This window comes from Burkholderia sp. Ed8, assembly GCF_040761425.1.
Taxonomy (GTDB): domain Bacteria; phylum Pseudomonadota; class Gammaproteobacteria; order Burkholderiales; family Burkholderiaceae; genus Burkholderia; species Burkholderia seminalis.
Genome location: NZ_CP142886.1, coordinates 43,008 through 61,224, shown reverse-complemented (window position 1 = coordinate 61,224; position 18,217 = coordinate 43,008). Strand labels below are relative to the sequence as shown.

Below are 18,217 nucleotides of genomic sequence, written 5' to 3'. Positions count from 1 at the left end.
ATCAGGGTGGCGGAGACTTGGCGTAGACGACGCCTGTCTGATTGCCCGCTAGTAGAGCACGGAACTGTTACGAATGTTTACTGAAACCGTCACGAAATTGTGGAGATTTGTGGTGTCGTGACGACAGGGCGTGCCTGGCGGCGCTTCGGGCGCGCCGGGCGGGCGAGATTACCGGCCGCCGCCGACGTCGAGCAGGGCGCCCGTCGTGTACGACGCCGCGTCGCCGAGCAGCCAGACGATCGCTTCGGCGATCTCCGGTGCCTCGCCCGCGCGGCCGAGCGGCGTTTGCGCGCCGAGGCGCGCTGCCCGGCCGGGCTGGCCGCCGCTGGCGTGAATGTCGGTCTCGATCAGGCCGGGGCGCACCGCGTTGACGCGCACGCCGTGCGGGCCGAGTTCCTTCGCCAGACCGATCGTCAACGAGTCGACCGCGCCTTTCGACCCCGCATAATCGACGTATTCGTTCGGCGAACCGAGCCGCGATGCGATCGACGACACGTTGACGATCGCGCCGCCGCGGCCGCCCCGGTCGGTGGACAGCCGGCGCGCGGCTTCGCGCGCGCACAGATACGCGCCGAGCACGTTGGTATCGAACATCCGCCGCAGCCGGTCGGCCGTCATGTCGGCGAGCGGCATCGACGGCGCGACGATGCCCGCGTTGTTGACGAGCGCGTCGAGCCGTCCGAACGCGGCCGTCACGGTGTCGAACATCGCGATGACGTCCGCCTCGTTCGCGACATCGCCCGCGACGATGCACGCGCGGCCGCCCGCGTCGCGGACAGCCTGCGCGGTGAGCTCGGCCGCCGCCGCGTCGCGCGCGTAGTTGATGCCGACGTCCCAGCCGCGTTCGGCCGCGAGCACGGCGGTCGCGCGGCCGATGCCCCGGCTCGCGCCGGTGATGAGGACGGCCTTGCGATCGGACGGTGCGGCCATGGCGTGCGGTTTCCGGTGACGGTTACTTCGCTGCGTCGGGCGCCCACTTGTCGCGGGCGGGCGGCTGATAGCGGCGCAGCCGCTCGATCAGTTCGACGGGTTCGGATTCGACGCACAGCGCGTCGAAATAGGCCGGACGCATGAAGCCTTCGTCGACCGTATGGCGCAGCAGCGCGATCAACGGATCGTAGAACGAATCGATGTTGTAGACCGCGACGGGCTTGCGGTGATAACCGAGCTGCGCCCACGTGTAGACCTCGAAGAGCTCTTCGAGCGTCCCGGCGCCGCCGGGCATCGCGACGAACGCGTCGGAGAGGTCGGCCATCATTTTCTTGCGGTGATGCATGTCGGGCACGACGTGCAGTTCCGACAGCCCCGTGTGACCGACTTCCTTGTCGACGAGCAGCTCGGGGATCACGCCGACCGCGTGGCCGCCGGCTGCCATCACCTCGTCGGCGATCACGCCCATCAGGCCGACGCGGCCGCCGCCGTAGACGAGCGTGAGGCCCGCCTCGACGAGCGCGCGGCCGAACGCGCGCGCGGCGTCGGCATAGACGGGCCGCACGCCGGGCGACGAGCCGCAATAAACGCAGACTGCCTTCATTGCTTGGAATCCTTGGCGGAGGCCTGCCCGAGGGTGACGGGGCTGTCGGCCGGGCGCGGCGAGCCGTCGCGCGGCGGCAGGTAGTCGGTGAACTGGCGCTTGGGCAGCTTGCCCGAGACCAGATCGTCGAACAACTGGCGCGAACGGCCGCGCAGGTACGGCGCCATCACGGAGATCACGTGCATGCTGACCTGGTGCAGTTCTTCGCGAATCGCGTCCTGATCGTTGTATTTGCGCGGATGCATCACGTACTGATACGACAGCCAGTAGGTCGAGATCACGGCCATGTTGGTCGCGATGACTTCGATCTCGGCGGGCGTCGCGACCATTTCGGCGTCGGACACGAGCAGCTCGCACATCTCGCGCGCGAAGCGCACCTTGTGGCTGATGATCTGCTTGAAGTGCGTCTCGAGCGTGCGGTTGCGGGCGAGCAGGTCGTTGAGGTCGCGGTACAGGAACCGGTAGGTCCACATGAAATCGGCCATGTACTGCAGGTACGACCAGGTTTCGTCGATCGTCGGACGATGATCTTCGGGGAAGCGCAGCCGCCGTTCGATCTGCTGCTCGAACTGCGCGAAGATGCTGTTGATGATGTCGTCCTTGTTGCGGAAATGGTAGTACAGGTTGCCTGGACTGATTTCCATTTCCTCGGCGATCGTCGTGGTCGTGACGTTCGGCTCGCCGATCTCGTTGAAGAGTTTCAACGACAACTCGAGAATCCGTTCGCGGGTGCGGCGGGGAGGTTTCGCTTCCATGTCGTCCGGCCCTGTGTGTGCCGGACTGGCGGGCGCTGCAATCGATGCTGCGTGATTCGTCCGGCGCGGGTTGCTGTTCTATGTCTAGCGGACGATTATAAACCGGGGTTTCGCCACATCGGGGGCATTTCGTGATCGCGCCCCCGCGCGGCGCATGGTGCAGCGCCGCACGCGGGCGGCCCGCGGCGCGCGCGCCCGGTCCCCGTCTAGAAGCCGAGCCAGCGTGCGACGACGGGGCCGAGTACGAAGCCCCACGTCGTCACGCACGCGAACAGCGCGACCGTCACGGCCGCGCTGCCGAGATCCTTCGCACGCTTGGAGAGTTCGTGACGCTCGAGCGAGATGCGGTCGATCGCGGCCTCGACGCTCGAGTTCAGCAGCTCGACGATCAGCACGAGCAGCACCGAGCCGATCAGCAGCGCGCGCGACGCGGCCGGCACCGGCGCGAATGCGCCGATCGGGAGCATCAGCGCGGCGAGCGTGAGTTCCTGGCGAAACGCGCTCTCCTCGCGGATCGCGACGCGAAAGCCGTTCAGCGAATGCTTGAGGGCATACCACGCGCGCGTGATGCCGCGGTGGCGCTTGTACGGGTTCGGCGGCAGCGGCGACAATGGGTCGTCGGGGCCGAGCGGCTCGTGCGCGTGCACGTCCGCTTCGGCATGCGGCTCGTCCTCGTCGAACGGACGGTGCCGTTGCGGCGTGGAGGCGGGAGGCGGGATCTTGTCGTTCAGGTCTCGTTTCAAACGGCGGCACCTTCGGCTGGCGAGTACGCGGTCTTCGGCAGCGGCTTCAGATGCGACGCGAACTGCTCGGATGCCGCGCGCCACGAGAAGCGTTCGGCCCACGCGCGCGCGGTCGTGCGTTCGATCTTCAGCGCTTCGAGGCAGGCTTCCTGCAGGTCCTCGTGCATCGCGCCCGCGTCGCCTTCGCCGAGCACGTCGATCGGGCCCGTGACGGGATACGCGGCCACCGGCGTGCCGCAGGCGAGCGCCTCGAGGAGCACGAGGCCGAACGTGTCGGTGCGACTCGGGAACACGAACACGTCGGCCGCAGCATACACCTTTGCAAGCTCGGCCTGTGACAGCACGCCGAGATAGTTCGCCTCCGGATAGCGCGACTTCAGTTCCGCGAGCGCGGGGCCTTCGCCCGCGACCCACTTCGAGCCGGGCAGGTCGAGGCGCAGGAACGCCTCGACGTTCTTTTCGATCGCGACGCGGCCGACGTACAGGAAGATCGGCCGCGCGGTGTTGAGCACCTTCGACTCCATCGGGCGGAAGATCTCGAGGTCGACGCCGCGGGTCCACAGCACGACGTTCGTGAAGCCGAATTTCTCGAGGTCCTGCTTGACGACCGGCGTCGGCGCCATCACCGCGAGCGACGGGCCGTGGAACCAGTGCAGGAAGCGGTAGGTCGCGGCCAGCGGGATGCCGAAACGCGCCTGCACGTATTCCGGAAAGCGCGTGTGGTACGCGGTCGTGTACGGCAGCTTGCGCGCGCGCGCATAACGCCGTGCGGCGAGGCCGAGCGGGCCTTCGGTCGCGATGTGCAGCGCGTCGGGCGCGAACGCATCGATCCGCGCGCGCAGCTTGCGGTACGGCAGGATCGACAGGCGGATCTCGGGGTAGGTCGGGCAGGGCACCGTGCGGAATTCCAGCGGCGTCAGCAGTTCGACGCGGTGGCCGAGCGCGGTGAGCTCGCGCGACGTGCTCTTCAGCGTGCGCACGACACCGTTGACCTGCGGTTCCCACGCGTCGGTGACGATCATGATCTTCATCGCGGCTTTGTCCTGTAAGTAGGGTTGTGTCAGGCAGTGGCCTTGGCCTTGCGCGACGTGATCTCCGACGGTGCGGAGCGCATCACCGTCCAGTAGACGATCTTCAGTTCGCCTTCCATCGTTTCGACGAGCGCGGACAGGCTTTCGACCCAGTCGCCGTCGTTGCAGTACAGCACGCCGTCGATGTCGCGGATCTCCGCCTTGTGGATGTGGCCGCATACCACGCCGTCGCAGCCGCGGCGGCGCGCCTCGTCGGTCATCACGGTCTCGAACTGCGAAATGAAGTTGACCGCGTTCTTGACCTGGTGCTTCAGGTACTGCGACAGCGACCAGTACTGGAAGCCGAGCCGGCTGCGGATCCGGTTGAACCAGCGGTTCAGCACGAGGATCAGCGTGTACAGCGTGTCGCCGAGATACGCGAGCCATTTCGCGTGCTGGATCACGCCGTCGAACAGGTCGCCGTGCACGATCCACAAACGTTTGCCCGCAATCGTCGTGTGGAAGGCCTCGCCGCGCACCTGGATGTCGCCGAACGCGAGATCGCAGAACTGCCGCGCGCCCTCGTCGTGATTGCCGGGGATGTAGACGACCTGCGTGCCCTTGCGCGCCTTGCGCAGGATCTTCTGCACGACGTCGTTGTGCGCCTGCGGCCAGTACCAGCCTTTCTTCAACTGCCAGCCGTCGATGATGTCGCCGACGAGATACAGGTATTCCGAATCGTTGTGGCGCAGGAAGTCGAGCAGGTACGGCGCCTGGCAGCCGCTCGAGCCGAGGTGGATGTCGGACAGCCAGATGGTGCGGTAGCGATGGGCGGACGGGTCGGGATCGTCGTGCCGCGCGGGATGCGTGGCAGGCGGTTCTTGCGACGCCAGGTCATCGGTTGCAGCCGAGCCGGACAGGAAGGCGGTGGCGGCGCGGGCGCCGATAGGGTGACGGAACAGGGAGGTCGCGGACGTTTTCTGGCCCATGCATGACTCGCGCCGGTTGACATTACCGGCATTCCGCCATGCGGGCATGACTGTGCCGTGACAGTCACGAGACGTTCTTATTACGACCGCTGTCGGGTGTTTAGCAGTGAATCACGGCCCTTGCGTGACCTGCCGCACGGAACGGCCGGCGGTTGTCCGGCAGCGCCGTCTGGCCGGATGAGGGAAGGCGGGACGAGCGGTTTTCGTCTGAGGAGTGCGGCGCGTCAGCGCGGTATCGCGACGACGCGGGTGCGCGCGATCCGGTCGTGCGGAAATTGGCGGCCGGCATGCAGCCGGGCCGCGCCGGCCCAGATGACGATCCACGCGGCCGTGAGCGCGAGCGTGACGGGCACCGACAGGCCGAGGAGCGGATGCAGCGCGAGCGGAGGCAGGAACCACAGCCAGCCGAGCGCATAGCGGACGAGCGCGTGGCCGGCGCTCAGCGGCCGGCCGTTCGACGATTCGAGGCGCAGCCGCCAGGTCTTCATCGGCAGCGTCTGGCCGCCGTGGGTCCAGAACCAGACGAAGTACGCGCCGACGACGAGCGCGATCCACGCGGCGAGGAGGTTGTGATGGACGAGGCCGTTGCGTTGCTGCGTCGCGAGGCCGAATGCGAGCCCGGCGAAGAACACGACACCGAACAGCAGCACGCCTTCGTAGAGCAGCGCGGCGAGGCGCCGCCGCACGGAGGGCGCGGCGGCCGGGATCTCGGGGGCGCGGGCGTCTGCCACGGCCGCTCAGGAGCCCTTGAACAGCGACGGTGCGTCGGCGGGCGACACCGGCGCCACGGCGGCCGGCGCGGACGCGGTGCCGGCCGTCGACGACGCGGGCACCGGCTGCGCGGCGGCGCCGCCCGAGGCAGGCGCCGGTGCGGCTGCGGCGCCGCTTGCCGGATGTTCGTGCGAATTGACGAGGCGGCGGACGTCACGGTCGGCGACGGTCGGCGGTGCGCTGACGACGCTCGGCCTGCGGCGGCGCTCGGCGGCCGCGAGACGTTCCTTCTGCTCCTCGGGGAGTTGCTGGTAGGCCTTCCACGCGCGCTCGCGCGCCTGCGCGGACAGCTCTTTCGCGCTCTGGTAGTTTTCGCGCGCGACGCGGCGCTGCTCGGGCGTCATCTTGGCCCATTCGGCCATCCGGTCCTGCAGGCGCTTCTGGTCATCGGGCGACAACTTCGCGAAACGCGACGCGATCTTCAGCCATTTTCGCTTGCGGGCGTCGCTGAAGCCATCCCACTGATCGGCGAACGGCGCGAGTGCCGCGTGCTGCGCCGGCGTGAGGCGTGCCCACGACAGCGGGCCGGTGGCGGCCGGCAGCGGCAGGGGCAGCGGCGGGAGTTCGGTGGCCAGCCCGGTCGCGGCCGAGGCAGGCGCGGCGGGGCTGACGGCCGCGACGGTGGTCGTCGCGGGGGGCGGGTGAAATCGGGAATAGGTGGCGACGTAGGAAACGGCGATCGCGATCACGCATCCGAAAAATACGGCCAGGCCGCGCTTCTGACTCACCCGTGCGATCCCCTCGTTATTGTCTGTTAGTGAGCGCGCGAAAGATACGCGTTGAACCCGTGATCGAGATACGCGTTGAGCGGCAGGTCGTCGCTGAGCATCGCCGCGTCGATGTCGGCGAGTTCGGCGGTGCGCTGCATGTCTTCCCAGTAAGCGATGCCGACGAGCCCCGCGAGCAGCAGCGCAAGCGGCCACGCGCGCAGCAGGCGGCGCGCGAACGACGCTTTCGGGCGGTTCACGGGCGCCGGTCCGTAGGCGCCGGCCGCGCCGGCGAAGGCCGGCACGAACACCGGCGCGGTCGCGGCTTCGGGCTTCTTGCGCGCGAGCGCGGCCCGGCGGGCGACGGCCAGACGATCGGTGGTCGCGGCAGGCAGCGCGGCCGCACGCTCGTCAAGCGCGCGGCGCACCTTCAGCGCGAATTCGTGTTCTCGGTTTGCGGGAGCGGAGCTCATAGCGTGATTCCTTTGGCCTTGAGCGCTTGCGCCAGGGTATGGGTGGCCCGCGAGCAGTGCGTCTTCACGCTGCCCTCGGAGCACCCCATTGCGGCGGCAGTCTCGGCGACATCCATATCTTCCCAATAACGCATCAGGAACGCTTCCCGTTGACGCGCCGGAAGCTTCTGGATTTCTTCGTCGATCAGGGCCAGAACCTGCTCTCTTTCGAGGCGGTGCTCGCTGCTCTCGACGCCCGCGTTGTCGTCCGCGGATTCGAGTGTTTCGAGCGGGTCGAAGTCTTCGTCGTCGGTATTGTTCAGCGACGAGAAGAGCGTGACCCACGTGTTGCGGACCTTCTGCCGGCGAAACCAGTCGTGGACCGTATTCTGCAGGATTCGCTGAAAAAGCAGCGGCAATTCGGCCGCCGGCCGGTCGCCGTACTTTTCCGCAAGCTTGATCATCGCGTCCTGCACGATGTCGAGCGACGCATCGTCGTCACGCACGGCGTACGCAGCCTGCTTGAACGCGCGCCTTTCGACGCCCGCCAGAAAGTCGGCGAGTTCCTTGTCTGATGCCATTCCGTGAAGGTATGCGCTGCGGGCCGCTGCGTGGTGTAAAAGGTCGAAAAATTTCGTAAAACCCGCGGATGCTATCAAATTTTCGTGCCGCTTGGCACCGGGTCGGGCGCCGCACGTTGCGCGCGAGCCGCGGCGGCGGGGCGCCGGGCGGCGCGCATGATGCGGTGCGGGATATTTTGCTTGACGACCCAACCACGACCCGCTATCGTCAACGATTCGCAACATGAAGTGATGGTCTCATTTGAGGCTGGCCCAAGAAGCCCGCCCTTCAAACTGGACGCGCCGCTTGAACCCGAGCCACAAGCCCGGCAGAGAGCACCCGATCAATTTTTTGCCGAAAATTCGAAAGGTCAAAATGAACATGCCCAGCGCGGAATTCTCCACGTCGGAACCCCTTTCCCCTCCCGATAGCGACTCCATCGGCGGCACCGTGCTGATGAAGGCACTCGCCGACGAAAACGTCGAATTCATCTGGGGCTATCCCGGCGGCTCGGTTCTCTATATTTACGACGAGCTGTACAAGCAGGACAAGATTCAGCACGTGCTGGTGCGCCACGAACAGGCGGCCGTGCACGCAGCCGATGCGTATGCGCGTTCCACCGGCAATGTCGGCGTCTGCCTCGTGACGTCGGGCCCCGGTGTCACCAACGCGGTGACCGGCATCGCAACGGCCTACATGGATTCGATCCCGATGGTCGTGATCAGCGGCCAGGTGCCGACTGCCGCGATCGGCCAGGACGCTTTCCAGGAGTGCGACACCGTCGGCATCACGCGTCCGTGCGTGAAGCACAACTTCCTCGTGAAGGACGTGCGCGACCTCGCGGAAACCGTCAAGAAGGCGTTCTACATCGCCCGCACCGGCCGTCCGGGCCCGGTGCTGATCGACATCCCGAAGGACATCTCGAAGACGCCGTGCCAGTACGAGCCCGTCAAGAGCGTGTCGCTGCGTTCGTACAACCCCGTCACGAAGGGCCATTCGGGCCAGATCCGCAAGGCCGTGTCGCTGCTGCTGACGGCGAAGCGTCCTTATATCTACACGGGTGGCGGCATCATCCTCGCCGACGCGTCGCGTGAACTGAACCAGTTCGCGGACCTGCTCGGCTACCCGGTCACGAACACGCTGATGGGCCTCGGCGGCTATCGCGCGTCGGACAAGAAATTCCTCGGCATGCTCGGCATGCACGGCACCTACGAAGCGAACATGGCGATGCAGCACTGCGACGTGCTGATCGCGATCGGTGCCCGCTTCGACGACCGCGTGATCGGCGACCCGGCGCACTTCGCGTCGCGTCCGCGCAAGATCATCCACATCGACATCGACCCGTCGTCGATCTCGAAGCGCGTGAAGGTCGACATCCCGATCGTCGGCGACGTGAAGGAAGTGCTCAAGGAGCTGATCGAGCAGCTGCAGACGGCCGAGCACGGCCCCGACACCGAGGCGCTCGCGCAATGGTGGAAGGACATCGAGGGCTGGCGCGCGAAGGACTGCCTGAAGTACGACCGCGAAAGCGAGATCATCAAGCCGCAGTACGTGGTGGAGAAGGCGTGGGAGCTGACGGACGGCAATGCGTTCGTGTGCTCGGACGTCGGCCAGCACCAGATGTGGGCCGCGCAGTTCTACCGTTTCAACAAGCCGCGTCGCTGGATCAACTCCGGCGGCCTCGGCACGATGGGCTTCGGCCTGCCGGCGGCGATGGGCGTCAAGATGGCGCACCCGGACGACGACGTGCTGTGCATCACGGGCGAAGGCTCGATCCAGATGTGCATCCAGGAGCTGTCGACCTGCCTGCAGTACGACACGCCCGTGAAGATCATTTCGCTGAACAACCGCTACCTCGGCATGGTCCGCCAGTGGCAGCAGATCGAATACAGCAAGCGCTATTCGCATTCGTACATGGATGCGCTGCCCGATTTCGTGAAGCTCGCCGAAGCGTACGGCCATGTCGGCTTGCGGATCGAAAAGACCTCGGATGTGGAGCCGGCGCTGAAGGAAGCGCTGCGCCTGAAGGACCGCACCGTGTTTCTCGACTTCCAGACCGATCCGACCGAAAACGTCTGGCCGATGGTACAGGCCGGCAAGGGCATCACCGAGATGCTGCTCGGATCGGAAGATCTGTAACGGCGCGACGCGCGCCTGGCCCGGGGCGGCCGCCTTCACGAAGGGCGGTGCGGCACGCGGCGGCGCGCGGCGCGAGTGAATCGACACGGACACATTCTGGAAGAAGCGAACATGAGACACATCATTTCCGTCCTGCTGGAGAACGAACCGGGCGCGCTGTCGCGCGTGGTCGGTCTGTTTTCCGCACGCGGCTACAACATCGAAACCTTGACGGTGGCGCCGACCGAAGACCAATCGCTGTCGCGGCTCACCATCGTTTCCATTGGCTCCGACGACGTGATCGAACAGATCACGAAGCATCTGAACCGCCTGATCGAGGTGGTGAAAGTGGTGGACCTGACCGACGGTGCACACATCGAACGCGAGCTGATGCTGATCAAGGTACGTGCAGTGGGCAAGGAGCGCGAAGAAATGAAGCGGATGTCGGATATTTTCCGCGGCCGCATCATCGACGTGACCGAGAAGACCTACACGATCGAATTGACGGGCGCGAGCGACAAGCTCGACGCATTCATCCAGGGGCTGGACGCGAGCGCGATCCTAGAGACCGTGCGCACCGGCAGCTCCGGCATCGGACGCGGCGAGCGCATCCTGAAGGTGTGATGCCGAATTTGCCAGACAGGCACGCCGGGTGCGCCGTCATGTCCCGGCCCGCAGTACTCCATCCGAACGAATTGTTGAATTTTTGAATTAGCGAAGGAACCATCATGAACGTTTTCTACGACAAAGACGCCGACCTCTCCCTCATCAAGGGCAAGCAAGTCACGATCATCGGCTACGGCTCGCAAGGCCATGCGCACGCGCTGAACCTGAAGGAAAGCGGCGTGAACGTGACGGTCGGCCTGCGCAAGGACGGCGCGTCGTGGAGCAAGGCCGAAAACGCCGGCCTGTCGGTCAAGGAAGTCGCGGAAGCGGTGAAGGGCGCGGACGTCGTCATGATGCTGCTGCCGGACGAGCAGATCGCCGACGTGTACGCGAAGGAAGTGCACGCGAACATCAAGCAAGGCGCGGCGCTGGCATTCGCGCACGGCTTCAACGTCCACTACGGCCAGGTGATCCCGCGCGCCGATCTCGACGTGATCATGATCGCGCCGAAGGCACCGGGCCACACCGTGCGCGGCACGTACTCGCAAGGCGGCGGCGTGCCGCACCTGATCGCGGTTGCGCAGAACAAGTCGGGCGCGGCACGCGACATCGCGCTGTCGTACGCGGCGGCGAACGGCGGCGGCCGTGCCGGCATCATCGAGACGAACTTCCGTGAAGAGACCGAAACCGACCTGTTCGGCGAGCAGGCCGTGCTGTGCGGCGGTACCGTCGAGCTGATCAAGGCGGGCTTCGAGACGCTGGTCGAAGCAGGCTACGCGCCGGAAATGGCGTACTTCGAGTGCCTGCACGAACTGAAGCTGATCGTCGACCTGATCTACGAAGGCGGCATCGCGAACATGAACTACTCGATCTCGAACAACGCCGAGTACGGCGAGTACGTGACGGGCCCGCGCGTCGTCACGGAAGAGACGAAGAAGGCGATGAAGCAGTGCCTGACCGACATCCAGACCGGCGAGTACGCGAAGAGCTTCATTCTCGAGAACAAGGCAGGCGCCCCGACGCTGCAGTCGCGCCGTCGCCTGACGGCCGAGCACCAGATCGAACAGGTCGGTGCGAAGCTGCGTGCGATGATGCCGTGGATCGCGAAGAACAAGCTCGTCGACCAGACGAAGAACTAAGCTCCGCGAGCTGTTCCGGCCCTTCGAGTGGAGGGTCGGTTTCAAAAAGCCGTCCGAAGGCAGCAGTGCCCCGGGCGGCTTTTGCTATCCTACGGGCTTTGCAATTCACCGAACACAGAACGAATCCATGAACTATCCTCATCCGATCATCGCGCGCGAAGGCTGGCCGTTCATCGCGATTGCTGCCGTCATCGCGCTGTTGATCCACGCCGTCGGGGGCTTCGGCTTCGCGTGGCCGTTCTGGCTGCTGCTCGTCTTCGTCGTCCAGTTCTTCCGCGATCCGCAGCGCCCGATCCCCGCGCAGCCGAATGCGGTGCTGTGCCCGGCAGACGGCCGCATCGTCGCGGTCGAGACCGCACAAGACCCGTACGCGAACCGTGAAGCGCTGAAGATCAGCGTGTTCATGAACGTATTCAATGTCCATTCGCAGCGTTCGCCGGTCGACGGCGCGATCACCAAGGTCGAGTACTTCCCGGGCGCGTTCCTGAACGCGGCGATCGACAAGGCCTCGACCGAGAACGAGCGCAATGCGGTCGTGATCCAGACGGCGGGCGGCAAGACCGTCACCGCCGTGCAGATCGCGGGCCTCGTCGCCCGCCGGATTCTCTGTTACGTGCGTGCCGGCGAGCCGCTGTCGCGCGGGCAGCGCTACGGTTTCATCCGCTTCGGCTCGCGCGTCGACGTGTACCTGCCGCTCGGCAGCCGCGCGAAGGTGTCGATCGGCGAGAAGGTCTACGCGTCGTCGACGATCCTCGCCGAGCTCGAGCAGTAAGCGGCGGGGCGCACGATGGCCGCATTCAAACCGCGTCGGCCGCGTAACGGCTCCGGCCAGACGCCACGACCGTTCCGCCGCAACAAGGGGATGGCGCCCGATCCGGCGCCGCTCGAGAGCCGTCGCGCCGCGCGCCAGCGGTTCCTGAAGACGCGCGGCATCTACCTGCTGCCGAACGCATTCACGACCGCCGCGCTGTTCTGCGGCTTTTTCGCGGTCGTGCAGGCGATGAACGTGCGCTTCGAGATCGCCGCGATCGCGATTTTCGTCGCGATGGTGCTCGACGGGATGGACGGGCGCGTCGCGCGCATGACGCACACGCAGAGCGCGTTCGGCGAGCAGTTCGACAGCCTGTCGGACATGGTGTCGTTCGGCGTCGCGCCCGCGCTCGTGATGTACGAGTGGGTGCTGAAGGATCTCGGCCGCTGGGGCTGGCTTGCCGCGTTCGTCTACTGCTCGGGTGCCGCGCTGCGCCTCGCGCGCTTCAACACGAACATCGGCGTGGTCGACAAGCGCTTCTTCCAGGGGCTGCCGAGCCCGGCCGCCGCCGCGCTGATCGCGGGCTTCGTGTGGCTCGCGACCGACAACCGCGTGCCGATGAAGCTCGGCTGGCTGCCGTGGGTCGCGTTCGTGCTGACGATCTACGCCGGCGTGACGATGGTGTCGAACGCGCCGTTCTACAGCGGCAAGGCGCTCGACGTGCGGCACCGCGTGCCGTTCGCGGCGATCCTGCTGGTCGTCGTCGCGTTCGTGCTCGTGTCGTCCGATCCGCCGCTGATGCTGTTCTGCCTGTTCGTGCTGTACGGGCTGTCCGGCTACGTGTTCTGGGCCTACATGGCCGTCCGCGGGCGCGCGAATCCGGCGCGCTCGTCTCAGCGCGATCACTGACGTGCGATCGACCGGAAACGGCGGCCTCACGGCCGCCGTTTTCATTTGCCCCTTTTCCGCGCCGGGCGGCCGGAATCCCCGGGCGGCGTCCGATTGCGCGGCCAGCGGAATGCCGCTATAGTCTTTGGCATGACTGCATTTTCCCGCCTCTCCCTCCTTCTAGCCGGTGCGCCGCTACGCGCGCTAGCTTTGGCGCGCCTGCCGCGCTGACCGTTCTCGCCCTCCGTCAAGCCTCGTCTGTTGTTGAGCGTCGCCAGCGGTGGCGCGATCTCATTACGTTTGACTTCCGTATAAAGAGCCCTGGAGCCCCCCATGACAGACAAGCTGATCATTTTCGATACGACGTTGCGTGACGGCGAACAATCGCCCGGCGCGTCGATGACGAAGGAAGAGAAAATCCGCATCGCGAAGAATCTCGAGCGGATGAAGGTCGACGTGATCGAGGCCGGCTTCGCGGCCAGCTCGAACGGCGACTTCGACGCGATCCACACGATCGCCGGTCTGGTGAAGGACAGCACGATCTGCTCGCTGGCGCGGGCCAACGACAAGGACATCCAGCGCGCGGCCGACGCGCTGAAGCCGGCCAACAGCTTCCGGATCCACACGTTCATCGCGACGTCGCCGCTGCACATGGAGAAGAAGCTGCGGATGACGCCCGACCAGGTGTTCGAGCAGGCGCGCCTCGCGGTGCGTTTCGCGCGCAAGTTCACCGACAACGTCGAGTTCTCGCCGGAAGACGGCAGCCGCTCCGACATGGATTTCCTGTGCCGCGTGCTGGAAGCCGTGATCGCCGAAGGCGCGACGACGATCAACATCGCCGACACGGTCGGCTACGGCGTGCCCGAGCTCTACGGCAACCTTGTGAAGACGCTGCGCGAGCGCATTCCGAACTCGGACAAGGCGATCTTCTCCGTGCACTGCCACAACGACCTCGGCATGGCCGTCGCGAACTCGCTCGCCGGCGTGAAGATCGGCGGCGCGCGTCAGGTCGAGTGCACGATCAACGGTCTCGGCGAGCGCGCGGGCAACACGTCGCTCGAAGAAATCGTGATGGCCGTGAAGACGCGCAAGGACTACTTCGGTCTCGACGTCGGCATCGACACGTCGCAGATCGTGCCGACGTCGAAGCTCGTGTCGCAGATCACCGGCTTCGTCGTGCAGCCGAACAAGGCGGTGGTCGGCGCGAACGCGTTCGCGCACGCGTCGGGCATTCACCAGGATGGCGTGCTGAAGGCGCGCGACACCTACGAGATCATGCGCGCGGAAGACGTGGGCTGGACCGCGAACAAGATCGTGCTCGGCAAGCTGTCGGGCCGTAACGCGTTCAAGCAGCGCCTGCAGGAGCTCGGCGTGTCGCTCGACAGCGAGGCCGAACTGAATGCCGCATTCATGCGCTTCAAGGACCTGGCCGACCGCAAGGCCGAGATCTTCGACGAGGACATCATCGCGATCGTCTCCGAGGAGTCGGCACTCGCGCACGAGCAGGAGCACTACAAGTTCGTGTCGCTGGCGCAGCGCTCGGAAACCGGCGAGCAGCCGCAGGCGAAGGTCGTGTTCGCGGTCGAAGGCCGGGAAGTGACGGGCGAGGCACGCGGCAACGGCCCGGTCGACGCAACGTTCAATGCGATCGAGGGTGAAGTCGGCAGCGGTTCCGAGCTGCTGCTGTACTCGGTGAACGCGATCACGACCGGCACGCAGGCGCAGGGCGAAGTGACCGTCCGGCTGTCGAAGAGCGGGCGGATCGTCAACGGCGTCGGCACCGATCCGGACATCGTCGCCGCATCGGCGAAGGCGTACATTTCCGCGCTGAACAAGCTGCACTCGAAGGACGACAAGCTCAACCCGCAGCGCGCGTAAGCGCCGCGCGCAGCGCACCACCGAAACGCCCCGCGCGGCCGTGTGCCGCCGGGGCGTTTTTTCATCGGCCGCTCATTCGGCCGCGGGGGCGCGGAACAGCCAGCGGCGCGCGGCGGGGCGCTGCACCGGGCTGCGCCGGCGGAACTCGACCGCGATCCCGCGCCGCGGCGCGTCGGCGACGAACGCGTCGAGCAGTTCGAGCACGTCGTGATCGATGTAGTCGGCGCGCGTCGCGTCGATGATCACGGCCGCGCGATCCGGAATGTGCCGCAGGTGGTGCTTGACCTGCACCTTGCCGAGGAACGACACGTCCTTGCGGAACGACAGCAGGAAGTGGTCGTCGTGCTGCGCGAGCGTGACGGGGCTCTTCAGGTTCGCGACCGCGACGGCCAGCACGCTGCACGCGAGGCCGAGCGCGATGCCGAACAGCAGGTCGACCGCGAGCACGCCGACGATCGTCGCCGCGAACGGCACGAAGGCGGCCGGCCCTTGCTTCATCACCGAACGGAACAGCGCCGGCTTCGCGAGCTTGAAGCCCGTATGGATCAGGATCGCGGCCAGGCTCGCGAGCGGGATCAGGTTGATGAGGCCGGTGAGCGCGAACACGCTCGCGAGCAGCAGCATCCCGTGGACGATGGCCGACATCCGGCTTTGCGCGCCCGCGTTGACGTTCACCGAGCTGCGCACGATCACCGACGTGATCGGCAGTCCGCCGACCGCGCCCGCGACGAGATTGCCGACGCCCTGCGCCTTCAGCTCGCGATCGGGCTGGGTCGGCCGGCGCTTCGGGTCGATCTGCTCGACCGCTTCGAGGCTCAGCAGCGTCTCGAGGCTCGCGACGACCGCGAGCGTGATCGCGACGCGCCACACGTCCGGATTGACGAGCTGCGCGAAGTTCGGGCCGAGCTCCGCGTGCTTGAGCGAGGCCGCGAACGCCGCGAACGATCCGAGCTCGGGCAGCGTCACGCGATGGGCCGCGCCCGGCGCAACGGCCGGCGCGACGAAGCCCAGCACGAGCGTCGCGCCGATCCCGAGCACGACGACCGCGAGCGGCGCGGGCACCGCGCGCACCAGCGCGAAGCGGCGCAGCGCGGGCGTGTCCCAGGCGATCAGCAGCGCGAGCGATGCGAGCGCGATGGCCGTGGCGGCCCAGGCGACCGGCAGGCTCGGCCAATTCGCAAACGATTGCGCGGCCGAGCCGCCGATGCCGAACGCGAACGGCATCTGCTTCACGATCAGCAGCAGGCCGATTGCGGCGAGCATGCCCTTGATGACGGGCGACGGCACGTAGGCGGCGAAACGGCCGGCGCGCAGCATGCCGAACCCGAACTGCAGCACGCCGGACAGCAGCACCGCGAGCAGGAACGCGGAGAAGCTGCCGAGTTGCGCGATCCCTTCGACGACGATCACGACGAGGCCGGCGGCCGGCCCGCTGACGGACAGCGACGAGCCGCTCAGCAGCGCGACGACGATGCCGCCGACGATGCCGGACACGAGCCCGGCGAACGGCTCGACGCCGGAGGCGTTGGCGATGCCGAGACAGAGCGGCAGCGCGACGAGGAAAACGACGATGCCGGCGACGATGTCGCGCGGCAGGGTGGAGAGGCGCTCGTTCAGTTTCATGGTTGGGGCGTTTTCGTGGGCGTTGGGGCGGGGGATGAATCAGCCGAGCGCGGCGGCGGTCGTGGCCAGCGCGGGTTCGACGTCGACGGGCGGGGCCGCGTAGCCGGAATCGAGCTCCAGCAGGCGACCGTCGGCGAGCGAGAAGATCCAGCCATGCACGAGCGGCGGCCGTTCGCGGCCGCGCACGATCGGCGATGCGCGCAGCAGCCGCACCTGTTCGAGGACGTTCAGTTCGGCGAGGCGGTCGGCGGCGGCCGTGTCGTCGAGGCCGTCGAGCGTGTCGCGATGGCGCCGCGCGAGCGCGCAGAGCGGCGCGATGCGGCGCGCGACGTGCGGCAGGTCGGCCGGCGGCGGCAGCAGCGATGCGCGCACGCCGCCGCAGCCGTAGTGCCCGCACACGATCACGTGGTCGACCTTCAGCACCCGCACCGCGTACTCGAGCACGCTGGCGGAGTTGTCGTCGTCGGGGTGGAACAGGTTCGCGATGTTGCGATGGACGAACAGTTCGCCGGGCGCGCAGTGCGTGATGGTTTCGGCCGGCACGCGGCTGTCGGCGCAGCCGATCCACAGCACGCGCGGGTTCTGGCCGCGCGCGAGCGCGTCGAAGAAACCGGGCGTGTGTTCACGCGTCTCGCGGGCCCAGGCAATGTTGGCAACCAGCATGCTCTTGGGGCGATTCATGAGGACTCCTTTGTAATAAAGGCAAATCAATATCGATCGAAATGACGCAACCCCATTCTTTCTAAATTGAAAGGTTGGATTTCGACTGATATTAGGGGTATGCCCTAGCATTCCGGGGGCATTGAAACAAATTGTTTCAAATTGATTTGGCGCAGTGCATTGCTTGCACCAACCCGACGCACGACAGGCACCGGGAATGACAGTATCCGCGCAGACGACCGCATGACGGGGCGTTCAGCGGATTGTCATCGGGATGTCATCGACCGGAAAAGTTTTCCGTCATATTCCGTGAATTAAATAGCGGATCGGAAAAAACGAAATGGCCATTCACGCAATAATTCGTGAATGGCCATGGTGAAAATTGCGCGTAAATGCGTAATCGGTCAGAACAGGTTGCGACGATCGGGATCGTGCATCGGGTCCGGTGTTTTCTGCGTGATGCGCAGGATGCCCTGCGGATCGAAATAGAAGCTGTACATCATGTACCAGACGTTGTCCTCGAGATACCGGTACGTCCATACCTCGCGCTTCATCAGCGGGAAGTAGGACGTCTCGACCGGGCGTCCGAAATTGACGAGCACGTCGGTCTTCGTCCACTTGCCGATCTCCGCGCGATAGAACTCGCTCGGCTGCAGCACCTGGCGCACGTTGACGATCTTGTGGGCCGCGTCGACGTCGGCCGCGATCGTGATTTCGCCCATCGGCTGGGTCGGCCACATCAGCCGCTTGCCGCCGCCGGGCAGGTCGTAGATCTCGCGCGGCGGGCCCATGCGCGCGACGATCGCCGATTCGTCCTGGCCGGCCTGGTATTGCTGCCACGGTTGCGCGCAACCGGCCAGCAGTGCCGCGGCGCCGGCGACCAGCACCGGCAGGCGCGCGGGAATGCGAATGCGCATGGGATCCTCCAGAACACGGAAACAGGCCCCGTTGTATCACGGACGGCGCGTGCCGGTGCATCGCGCGGAAAAAATCGGTGCGGATCGGCGGCGCGGCGAGGCTTGCGGGCGGCGG

At 66.3% G+C, this 18,217-nt stretch carries 19 protein-coding genes; 6 read left to right on the top strand and 13 right to left on the bottom strand.

Annotated elements, in window-relative coordinates; genetic code table 11:
- Positions 1 to 168: 168 nt before the first annotated feature.
- The 10 genes from VXM69_RS14100 to VXM69_RS14055 form a co-directional block, all read right to left on the bottom strand.
- Complete coding sequence (locus VXM69_RS14100) at positions 169 to 930, bottom strand: SDR family oxidoreductase (protein WP_034190783.1); 762 nt, start codon at positions 928 to 930, stop codon at positions 169 to 171.
- Positions 931 to 952: 22 nt separating this feature from the next.
- Positions 953 to 1,534: a TIGR00730 family Rossman fold protein gene (locus VXM69_RS14095; protein ID WP_049031317.1), complete on the bottom strand. Its 582-nt coding sequence runs from the start codon at positions 1,532 to 1,534 to the stop codon at positions 953 to 955.
- Positions 1,531 to 2,289 carry a TetR/AcrR family transcriptional regulator gene (locus tag VXM69_RS14090; protein ID WP_034190785.1) on the bottom strand — a complete coding sequence of 253 codons (759 nt, stop codon included), beginning with the start codon at positions 2,287 to 2,289 and terminating at the stop codon, positions 1,531 to 1,533. The genes VXM69_RS14095 and VXM69_RS14090 overlap by 4 nt, the downstream gene beginning before the upstream one ends.
- 206 nt (positions 2,290 to 2,495) lie before the next feature.
- Positions 2,496 to 3,032 (bottom strand): diacylglycerol kinase, encoded by a 537-nt coding sequence (locus tag VXM69_RS14085; protein WP_069705560.1) that lies wholly within the window; start codon positions 3,030 to 3,032, stop codon positions 2,496 to 2,498.
- Positions 3,029 to 4,063 (bottom strand): glycosyltransferase family 1 protein, encoded by a 1,035-nt coding sequence (locus VXM69_RS14080; RefSeq protein WP_034190787.1) that lies wholly within the window; start codon positions 4,061 to 4,063, stop codon positions 3,029 to 3,031. Before VXM69_RS14080 ends, VXM69_RS14085 begins: the two co-directional genes overlap by 4 nt.
- 29 nt (positions 4,064 to 4,092) lie before the next feature.
- Entirely contained in the window at positions 4,093 to 5,031 is a 939-nt protein-coding gene (locus tag VXM69_RS14075) for a UDP-2,3-diacylglucosamine diphosphatase (RefSeq protein ID WP_034190788.1), read from the bottom strand.
- A 224-nt stretch (positions 5,032 to 5,255) separates the two neighbouring features.
- On the bottom strand, positions 5,256 to 5,762 hold the full coding sequence (locus VXM69_RS14070; protein ID WP_034190789.1) for an RDD family protein: 507 nt from the start codon (positions 5,760 to 5,762) through the stop codon (positions 5,256 to 5,258).
- 6 nt (positions 5,763 to 5,768) lie between these two features.
- Positions 5,769 to 6,530: a DUF3106 domain-containing protein gene (locus VXM69_RS14065; RefSeq protein WP_367189764.1), complete on the bottom strand. Its 762-nt coding sequence runs from the start codon at positions 6,528 to 6,530 to the stop codon at positions 5,769 to 5,771.
- A gap of 26 nt (positions 6,531 to 6,556) precedes the next feature.
- On the bottom strand, positions 6,557 to 6,982 hold the full coding sequence (locus VXM69_RS14060; RefSeq protein WP_059558108.1) for a DUF3619 family protein: 426 nt from the start codon (positions 6,980 to 6,982) through the stop codon (positions 6,557 to 6,559).
- Positions 6,979 to 7,542 carry an RNA polymerase sigma factor gene (locus tag VXM69_RS14055; protein ID WP_034190792.1) on the bottom strand — a complete coding sequence of 188 codons (564 nt, stop codon included), beginning with the start codon at positions 7,540 to 7,542 and terminating at the stop codon, positions 6,979 to 6,981. Before VXM69_RS14055 ends, VXM69_RS14060 begins: the two co-directional genes overlap by 4 nt.
- Positions 7,543 to 7,897: 355 nt before the next feature.
- Here VXM69_RS14055 and VXM69_RS14050 point away from each other — a divergent pair, with 355 nt between their 5' ends.
- The 6 genes from VXM69_RS14050 to VXM69_RS14025 all read left to right on the top strand — a co-directional run bounded on the left by VXM69_RS14050 (position 7,898) and on the right by VXM69_RS14025 (position 14,902).
- Entirely contained in the window at positions 7,898 to 9,661 is a 1,764-nt protein-coding gene (locus VXM69_RS14050; protein ID WP_034190793.1) for an acetolactate synthase 3 catalytic subunit, read from the top strand.
- A gap of 111 nt (positions 9,662 to 9,772) precedes the next feature.
- Positions 9,773 to 10,264, top strand: coding sequence for an acetolactate synthase small subunit (gene ilvN, locus VXM69_RS14045; RefSeq protein ID WP_006750445.1), 492 nt, complete (start codon positions 9,773 to 9,775; stop codon positions 10,262 to 10,264).
- 104 nt (positions 10,265 to 10,368) lie between these two features.
- Positions 10,369 to 11,385, top strand: a complete 1,017-nt coding sequence (ilvC, locus tag VXM69_RS14040) for a ketol-acid reductoisomerase (protein WP_034190794.1) — start codon at positions 10,369 to 10,371, stop codon at positions 11,383 to 11,385.
- Positions 11,386 to 11,512: 127 nt separating this feature from the next.
- Complete coding sequence (locus tag VXM69_RS14035) at positions 11,513 to 12,157, top strand: phosphatidylserine decarboxylase (protein ID WP_367189763.1); 645 nt, start codon at positions 11,513 to 11,515, stop codon at positions 12,155 to 12,157.
- 15 nt (positions 12,158 to 12,172) lie between these two features.
- Positions 12,173 to 13,045 (top strand): CDP-diacylglycerol--serine O-phosphatidyltransferase, encoded by an 873-nt coding sequence (gene pssA / locus VXM69_RS14030; protein ID WP_034190795.1) that lies wholly within the window; start codon positions 12,173 to 12,175, stop codon positions 13,043 to 13,045.
- Between the two features lie 312 nt (positions 13,046 to 13,357).
- Positions 13,358 to 14,902: a 2-isopropylmalate synthase gene (locus tag VXM69_RS14025; RefSeq protein WP_034190796.1), complete on the top strand. Its 1,545-nt coding sequence runs from the start codon at positions 13,358 to 13,360 to the stop codon at positions 14,900 to 14,902.
- 72 nt (positions 14,903 to 14,974) lie between these two features.
- Here the strand turns inward: VXM69_RS14025 and VXM69_RS14020 are convergent, their stop codons facing one another.
- The 3 genes from VXM69_RS14020 to VXM69_RS14010 form a co-directional block, all read right to left on the bottom strand.
- Positions 14,975 to 16,525: a SulP family inorganic anion transporter gene (locus tag VXM69_RS14020; protein ID WP_226227984.1), complete on the bottom strand. Its 1,551-nt coding sequence runs from the start codon at positions 16,523 to 16,525 to the stop codon at positions 14,975 to 14,977.
- A gap of 39 nt (positions 16,526 to 16,564) precedes the next feature.
- Complete coding sequence (locus VXM69_RS14015; protein WP_034190798.1) at positions 16,565 to 17,206, bottom strand: carbonic anhydrase; 642 nt, start codon at positions 17,204 to 17,206, stop codon at positions 16,565 to 16,567.
- Positions 17,207 to 17,589: 383 nt separating this feature from the next.
- A complete protein-coding gene (locus VXM69_RS14010) occupies positions 17,590 to 18,102 on the bottom strand; it encodes a hypothetical protein (RefSeq protein WP_034190799.1) in 513 nt (170 codons plus the stop codon).
- Positions 18,103 to 18,217: the final 115 nt, after the last annotated feature.